The 7,039-nt window shown below is 32.7% G+C and carries 9 protein-coding genes; 2 read left to right on the top strand and 7 right to left on the bottom strand.

All coding sequences use genetic code 11. The features are described from left to right. Window positions 1-422 precede the first annotated feature (422 nt). Both ACQKMD_RS21425 and ACQKMD_RS21420 read right to left on the bottom strand, forming a co-directional pair. Complete coding sequence (locus ACQKMD_RS21425) at window positions 423-803, bottom strand: tubby C-terminal domain-like protein (RefSeq protein ID WP_427754564.1); 381 nt, start codon at window positions 801-803, stop codon at window positions 423-425. Further along, a complete protein-coding gene (locus tag ACQKMD_RS21420; RefSeq protein ID WP_427754562.1) occupies window positions 791-994 on the bottom strand; it encodes a tubby C-terminal domain-like protein in 204 nt (67 codons plus the stop codon). Before ACQKMD_RS21420 ends, ACQKMD_RS21425 begins: the two co-directional genes overlap by 13 nt. A gap of 267 nt (window positions 995-1,261) precedes the next feature. Here ACQKMD_RS21420 and ACQKMD_RS21415 point away from each other — a divergent pair, with 267 nt between their 5' ends. Then, window positions 1,262-1,693, top strand: coding sequence for an SRPBCC family protein (locus ACQKMD_RS21415; protein WP_427754560.1), 432 nt, complete (start codon window positions 1,262-1,264; stop codon window positions 1,691-1,693). 387 nt (window positions 1,694-2,080) lie between these two features. Here the strand turns inward: ACQKMD_RS21415 and ACQKMD_RS21410 are convergent, their stop codons facing one another. The 3 genes from ACQKMD_RS21410 to ACQKMD_RS21400 form a co-directional block, all read right to left on the bottom strand. Continuing rightward, complete coding sequence (locus tag ACQKMD_RS21410) at window positions 2,081-2,395, bottom strand: DMT family transporter (RefSeq protein ID WP_427754558.1); 315 nt, start codon at window positions 2,393-2,395, stop codon at window positions 2,081-2,083. A gap of 2 nt (window positions 2,396-2,397) precedes the next feature. Beyond that, a complete protein-coding gene (locus tag ACQKMD_RS21405; protein WP_427754557.1) occupies window positions 2,398-2,748 on the bottom strand; it encodes a DMT family transporter in 351 nt (116 codons plus the stop codon). 109 nt (window positions 2,749-2,857) lie between these two features. Next, on the bottom strand, window positions 2,858-3,433 hold the full coding sequence (locus ACQKMD_RS21400; RefSeq protein ID WP_427754555.1) for a TetR family transcriptional regulator: 576 nt from the start codon (window positions 3,431-3,433) through the stop codon (window positions 2,858-2,860). Window positions 3,434-4,029: 596 nt separating this feature from the next. Here ACQKMD_RS21400 and ACQKMD_RS21395 point away from each other — a divergent pair. Continuing rightward, on the top strand, window positions 4,030-4,518 hold the full coding sequence (locus tag ACQKMD_RS21395; protein WP_427754554.1) for a hypothetical protein: 489 nt from the start codon (window positions 4,030-4,032) through the stop codon (window positions 4,516-4,518). A gap of 502 nt (window positions 4,519-5,020) precedes the next feature. On the opposite strand, the gene ACQKMD_RS21390 is transcribed toward ACQKMD_RS21395, so the two are convergent. Next, window positions 5,021-6,343: a TrkH family potassium uptake protein gene (locus ACQKMD_RS21390; RefSeq protein WP_427754552.1), complete on the bottom strand. Its 1,323-nt coding sequence runs from the start codon at window positions 6,341-6,343 to the stop codon at window positions 5,021-5,023. A gap of 1 nt (window position 6,344) precedes the next feature. Beyond that, complete coding sequence (locus ACQKMD_RS21385; protein ID WP_427754550.1) at window positions 6,345-6,902, bottom strand: potassium channel family protein; 558 nt, start codon at window positions 6,900-6,902, stop codon at window positions 6,345-6,347. Window positions 6,903-7,039 lie beyond the last annotated feature (137 nt).

The raw sequence follows: 7,039 nt of genomic DNA, 5'->3' as shown, positions 1-7,039 counted from the left end.
TCTGGCTTCGAAAAATCGAAGGCAAAGCCGTTCCATAAAACGCAAACTGTCGTTATCGCACACGTATAATTGTAAATAAAAACCAAATGAATGGGCCACCTTTATTGAAATGTTTCCTTTTTTGGCTCTAAACCCCAAGTATTAATAGACAGAATTTTCTGTCTTTATTTATGCAACACTAGTGAAAATTTGATAATTTATAATTAGTTCTGATCTTTATAGTATAGATTGATAATTTGTAAAAGAGGAGAAGTAAACTACAGTTTTTATGTAGTGTAGCTTTTTAGTGAAAAAGAATATTTTAATATGTGACAATAATGATTAAAATATTAGAAAGAGCAAAAAAACCGTTCAAGTAATTTGAACGGTTTTAATAAAATAAGAATGTTTGAAAACAGTTTATCGTATGTATTCCGCTTCTATCAGAAATTTAAAAGGGAAGTAGATTTACCTAAAAGGGAACTATCGTATCGGTTATAGTGATATAAACTGTGATAGAGTACTGCGGCTAATGCTGCTATATTTACATCATCCACTTTTAAAAGAGTGATGATTACAGTATCTGACTCATCTGAATTTCTAGGGTCTACAAGCCTCACCGTCGCAATTTCTTCATCGTTTTTAATTAATCGTGATTCCGCAGAATAGTGTTGGAAAAACAAGTATGTATCTGAATTATCTTGCCATGTATACTTACTTTCTATTAATTGCTCACGCATTCTTTTCAGAATTATTTTCTGAAGGGGTGTTGTTAACATATAGTCTAATTTTAGACGGTATTTTAAAGCATTTAAACTATACATGTTTTTTCATTTTGATCTACTACTTCAAAGTAATAATTGAGAGTAAAACTAAATAAGTTATTTACAATACGAGTTAATATTCTTGGTTTTCGTTTTTTTACGTAACAATGAACGTTTCCATCTTCATCAGTAAGTGGTAATCTATCCTGCATCGACATTTGATTAGGAATTTCATATGAATATTTGTACATTGCTAAACCTCCTAATAGGATTTACTGTTATGGTGTCCCAAAATACAAATTGAATAATAATATTCTAAATGGCATTATTCGTATGTAAATCCCTTTATTGTTATTTTACAATAAATTCTCTAAAAGCGATTACATTAAAAGTAATAAATTTTTTAACGGTAATTAAGGAGTTAAGTATCCAAAAAATTGAAGTATAGTTGTTCTTAAAGTAAGATTATGTAAATACCTGGTCATGTCTTTTAATTACCTTAATAGGAGATGATTTTTTTGAATAGACAATCGAATACGAATGCAGTTGTAGTTTATAACTTTAACATAACATCAGATAAGATTTTTGACGCTTGGATTGACCCTGATAAAGTGATGAAATGGATGTTTCCGAAAGGGGATATCGTACGTGTTGAAATCGATGCAAGAGTAGGAGGCTCTTTTTCATTTGTTGATTTAAGAGATGGCACGGAAATTGATCATAGCGGAGAGTATTTAGAAATTGATCGACCAAATCGTCTAGCATTTACTTGGGGTATTCCGAAAGAATCCTCAGACTCAGCACGTGTAAATATTGATATAATATCAACTAGGACAGGCTGTGAACTTACTTTAACACATGAATTACACCCTGATTGGTCAGACTTTGTACCACAAACTGAGAGGGCTTGGCGTAGTATGCTAGAAGCAATGGATGCTACACTAAATTAGTGTATAAAGTAACTTTGATTGTGGCATTAATTAAAGAGCCAGAATCCATCAGAAATGAACCCCGTCATCAGTTCATAACTGAGAAAGTACCGGTGTTTTTTTGTATTTCCCTTATTCTTCATTTAATAGCTTCAAGATACGTTTCAAATTTACCGCAAATATTGTTGTAGCTCCTTGGGGAACTAGCGAACATCTTGAGACCCCGCAGGAGCACCAGCGACGAGGAGACTCAAGGTTCGTCCCCAGGAAAGTGTCCGCCGGAACGGAAATTAACGGAATCGAAGAAAAAGCCATGGCAGAAACGATTAATCGTTTTCGCCATGGCTAAAATTCATTTTATGGACTTTTTCAGTGCCCTTGTCTTTATATAAAGGTTATTTTAAGAACTTAGGAAACAGCCTTTAATCCGGCTACTCCAATAACAATTGCAATAATACTAATTATACGTGCTATGCTTTTAGATTCCCCAAAAAGAATCATATTAATCAATACAGCTCCGACCGTACCAATACCGATCCATACAGCATAAGCAATACTTAATTGTAAATAGTTAAATGAAGTGTAGAGGAGGGAAAATGATAAGCCAAAACCTCCAACGTATAAGAGCATATTTCGAATTGTTTTGTTTTGGCTGTATAACTTTAATCCAATAACACCAACAATTTCTGACATAGCTGCAAAAAATACAAATATCCACCCCATTGTTATTGCACTCCTTTCAAATCTGTTTCTTCCTTATGTTGATTATCAGCTAGTTTTAATCCAATAACGCCAACAACGAGAATCACCATGAATAGTCCTTTTGCTAAGCTAAACTCTCCGCCAAAAATAAATACATCCATTAATGTCGTCCCAACTGTACCAATTCCTGCGAAAATAGCATAGACAGTGCCCGTTGGTAAGTTTTCACAAGCTTTAGATAAAAAGTAGAAATCTATCGCAATAATGACTAAAATAATCGCCCAATGCCACCAAGTACTAGCAGTATTAAAGCCGAAAACCCAAAATAATTCAAACAAGCATGTTAGAGCAACATACATCCAATCTTTACTCATATATACCATTCCTTTCGTAAACCTATTCTTCTTAAAATCACCTTACTTATTCTTTGTCAGTACAAAATGACTGACTATCAGTCATTTTCAGGGCTCGAAAGCTTTATAATTAAATACGAAGCCCTAATGCATGATGTAAAAAGTCAAGTAACTCTTGTTTTTGAAGTGTTGCATTTTCTTCATCAAAATCATCATATAAATAAATTTGTTCAGCTGCAGATTCAATTAGGCCAATAATCAACTTTGTGGATCTTTCTGTGTTGAGTGAATCGCGAATGTTTCCGACATTTTGAGCATTCTTTAAGAAGTTGCTCATCCATTCATAAAAAGGTGCATAGATCGTTTCCCATTCTTTCAAATGTTCTGTTTGAGCAATCCCAGCATAAATAAGTGCAAAGACGTCACGATACTCTTTTGTTAAATAGAAAACAGCATCTACTATTTGTTCTATTTGGCTTACAAGAGGCGTAGAATCTTGAAAACGGTTTTTCACTTCAGACATGATTTTCTCAACCATGACCGTTGCAATAGCTGGCATTACTGATAATTTAGATGGAAAATATAAATAAAATGTGCCTTGAGCAATTCCAGCAGATTTTACAATATCAGATACTTTTGTTTTTTCAACACCTTTGTCACGAAAAACATCAATCGCAGCAAGAATAATCTTTTCTTCTTTAGACATGTTACATTCCTCATTTCATGACTGACTGTCATTCATTTTATAGAATAAGTGTTATCTTGTCAAAAGTAATGATTGAATTAATCTATGTAATCGATAGATAAGCAATAAAAAGTATCAGCATCAAATGAAAAATCAATTGGCAACATACCTCAATTTAACCAAGTAGATTAAGAAAAGGTATTAAAAGAAATCGATGCTTATGAAAGGTTTCTCTATAAAAAAATGATTTTTTGAACAAGTCAGTAAAAAATTGAATAAAGCAGGGTATAAATACGTTACTCTTGTAGCTATATATTCAAAAAATAAAACATTGGTGAAATTTGTATTAACAAACATAGAAGCCACAAACACGAACAAAAAGAAGTAAAATCAAATTTTTAGTTAACCAGCTTTAGGGAATAATAGATAATTATAATAAATCTCGATTAATAATCATCGTTAAAGGTGATCTAGTCGAGTTTTTTCTGTTTATTAACATTGGAAATTTAGTGTTACTATTCACTTAAAATGTTTTTGATTTCCAAATAATGTACAATGAAAATGATAAAAGTTATTCAAAAAAATGGCGCTACTGTATTTAAAGGGAGTTGTAGAATATGAATAAACTGATGAATTACCTTTATCGCTTTATCTATATTATAAGTGTATTAATAACAATTGGTGCTTTCACTTTTGCCAACTTATCAGCAGTTTCTCCTACTCAATATGCAGGAGGGAATGGTAACATCGGTTTATTCCCGTTCTTTTTTTTATTTCCATTTATAATTACTTTTATCGCTATGTCTATTAGCTATATACATGAATATATGTATTGCAAGTTGCAGAAGAGAACTATTCGAATGACTATAGCTGGCAGCTTGTTGGGAATGATATTAATTATAAGTATTACGCTTATAAGATCAATTCAATTAAAATCCCTTCTTGCCGAAGTTAACCCACAATATCGTGAAGAAACGAAAATCCCTTTACTTAGCATATATTCAAATGCAGTCTTTTTTAACTTTTTCACCTTTGTATTAGTATTACTTATTTGTTTTTTTGTAGGTGGAATGATGTCATATAAAGACAGATACAAGAGCAGCTAATACTTAACCTATTATAATTATGAAAGTTTATTTCCTGTTATAATTCCAAACACTTTTTCATTATTAGGACTTCCAAAGTTCGTTCACCACAGCTCTTGCTTCTATATCTGGGTTATTAAATTGAAAAATAAATTAGTAATCAGCAGGACGAGCCATATCCATGTTGGGATTGAAATCATTTCGAACAGCCACCTATATTTTGAGGGTATCGAAGCGATGCAAATGGTTAAAAAAGATATACCTCGTCAACAGGCAAAGTCTACCCAATATGATGTTGAATTCATTCATACGTTGTTCGGAGTAGCTGCTTAATCCCAAAGTTAACAGGATATTATCATTCTATGTTTCTATTTTATTATTTTTGCACCAGAACCCGTTTTATTTACTCAGGATATCTGGAATTAAAAAGACGATTTTCCCTATATCTAAGAGAAAAATCGTCTTTGTTTCTTATTGTACACTAACACGATCTGTTCCTTAGATACAGAACGAAAAAAAGTTTTTAACCTGTTAGAATATCTTCGCTTGGATATCGAATTTTCTCTTGTTCGGGTTTTGCAAATGAAAAGGCTAAGGTTAAAGGACCTATTTTACCTAAGAACATGATAAAGACAATGATTATCTTACCGATGTCTGAAAGGTCTGCCGTTATTCCCATGGACAAACCCACTGTACCAAAAGCCGAAATTATTTCAAATAATATTTTTAAAAATGGTTCTGATTCTGTAATATTTAAAATGAATACAGCTAAGAAAACAAAGAAAATACTTATTGTCGTAATAGCAAGAGATCGGAAAATAATCATATCTCTAATAGCTCTATTTCCTATAGTAACCTGACGTTTTTGTCTCAGAAAGGTTAATACAGATAAAATAATTACCACAAACGTGGTAAGTTTAATTCCGCCTCCTGTTGAGGCACTCCCTGCTCCAACAAACATTAAGAGTAACATGAATGCAATAGTTGATTCGTGTAAACTCCCAATATCGAGTGTATTAAATCCGGCTGTACGAGGTGTTACTGCTTGGAAATATGATGCCCAAAGTTTATCACCTAATGATGATAATGTCCCTAACGTGTTAGGATTATAAAATTCCAAGGTGAAAACAATAATCATTGCTAACAAATTAAGAACCAAAGTCCCACCTATCATTATTTTTGAGTGGAGACTTAATTTTTTAAAGCTACGTTTTTGCCATATATCCGATAAAACAGTAAAACCTATTCCCCCAACAATGAACAGGAACGTTATCACAAGGTTTACTAGTGGATCGTCTACATATCCCATCAAGCTGTCTGACCATGTAGAGAATCCTGCATTATTAAAAGCTGATATAGAGTGGAAAAGGCTATAATACATTCCTTGTCCCCATCCATACTCTGGAACCCATCTTATAGCCAAAATCAGCATAGCAATGATCTCAATGGTAAAGGAGTATATAAATAAGTTTTTAACTAATTTTATTACACCACCTAGAGAAGTATAATTTAACGCTTGTTGTATGATCAACCTCTCTTTAAACCCTATTTTTTTCCCCAACATTATAAAAATGAGAACCGCAAAAGACATAATTCCTAATCCACCGACTTGTATAAGTAAGAGAATCACTAATTGACCAAAAGTGGTATAGTCAATACCCGTATCCACTACAGCAAGACCAGTTACGGTCATAGCAGATGTTGCTGTAAAAAGAGCATTAGTCCAACTAACAGAATTGGTTGTTGAAAACGGAAATTTTAGTAGTATCGTTCCTAAAGTGATAAAAAATAAAAACACTAGTACAAGTAGTTGAGAGGGATCTAATCTAATATATTTTAATTTCATATTAAACAACCCCTTTTTCTTCAAACCGCATAATGTCTTTATTGTGACCGATGACAATTAAAATATCGCCTTTATATATGACTTCTTCAGGAGGAGAAATAATAATTGTACCCTGAAGTTGAATACCGACAATAGTACATCCATAATTTGCACGTACGTCGAGGTCACTTAAGCTATAGTGATCCAGTTTTTTTGTCGCACGTTCTTGTTGGTTAAATCTATCAACAGCAATTTTTTCAAGAACTTTTGAATGGTTTTCATTTTCTACTTTCGCCGAAACTTTACGGACGCCAATTTCTTTTAATAACAATGAAGTTAATATTCTTGATTGTATAGCGTCTCCAAAAGAAACGAAGGTATGATCGTCATTGCGAGCACCAAGCAAATTTAAGGTGGTTTCATCAATTGCATTTACACAAACTGCGTGTGTTGCATAGTTCATATATTCATTGACCTTTGCCTCATCTTTATCGATTTCAATACCCATATCATTGAACTCTTTTACGATTGTTCCGCCAAAACGTCCTAAACCAAATACAGCAAATGATTTTTTTAACATAAACCCTCCTTATTATGTTTTTATTAGTGTTTGTTTTTTTTCATGACGAATTGTAATATTAAGTGCAACACCAAGACAAAATAGAAAACGCCCATAACGATTCCGTGTAAAATGTAAGTTACCACACTAAACATCAG

It is taken from the genome of Viridibacillus sp. NPDC096237 (genome assembly GCF_050278625.1).
Taxonomy (GTDB): Bacteria; Bacillota; Bacilli; order Bacillales_A; family Planococcaceae; genus Viridibacillus.
Note: the sequence above shows the minus strand (reverse complement) of the source record. Positions and strands in the feature narration are given on the sequence as shown.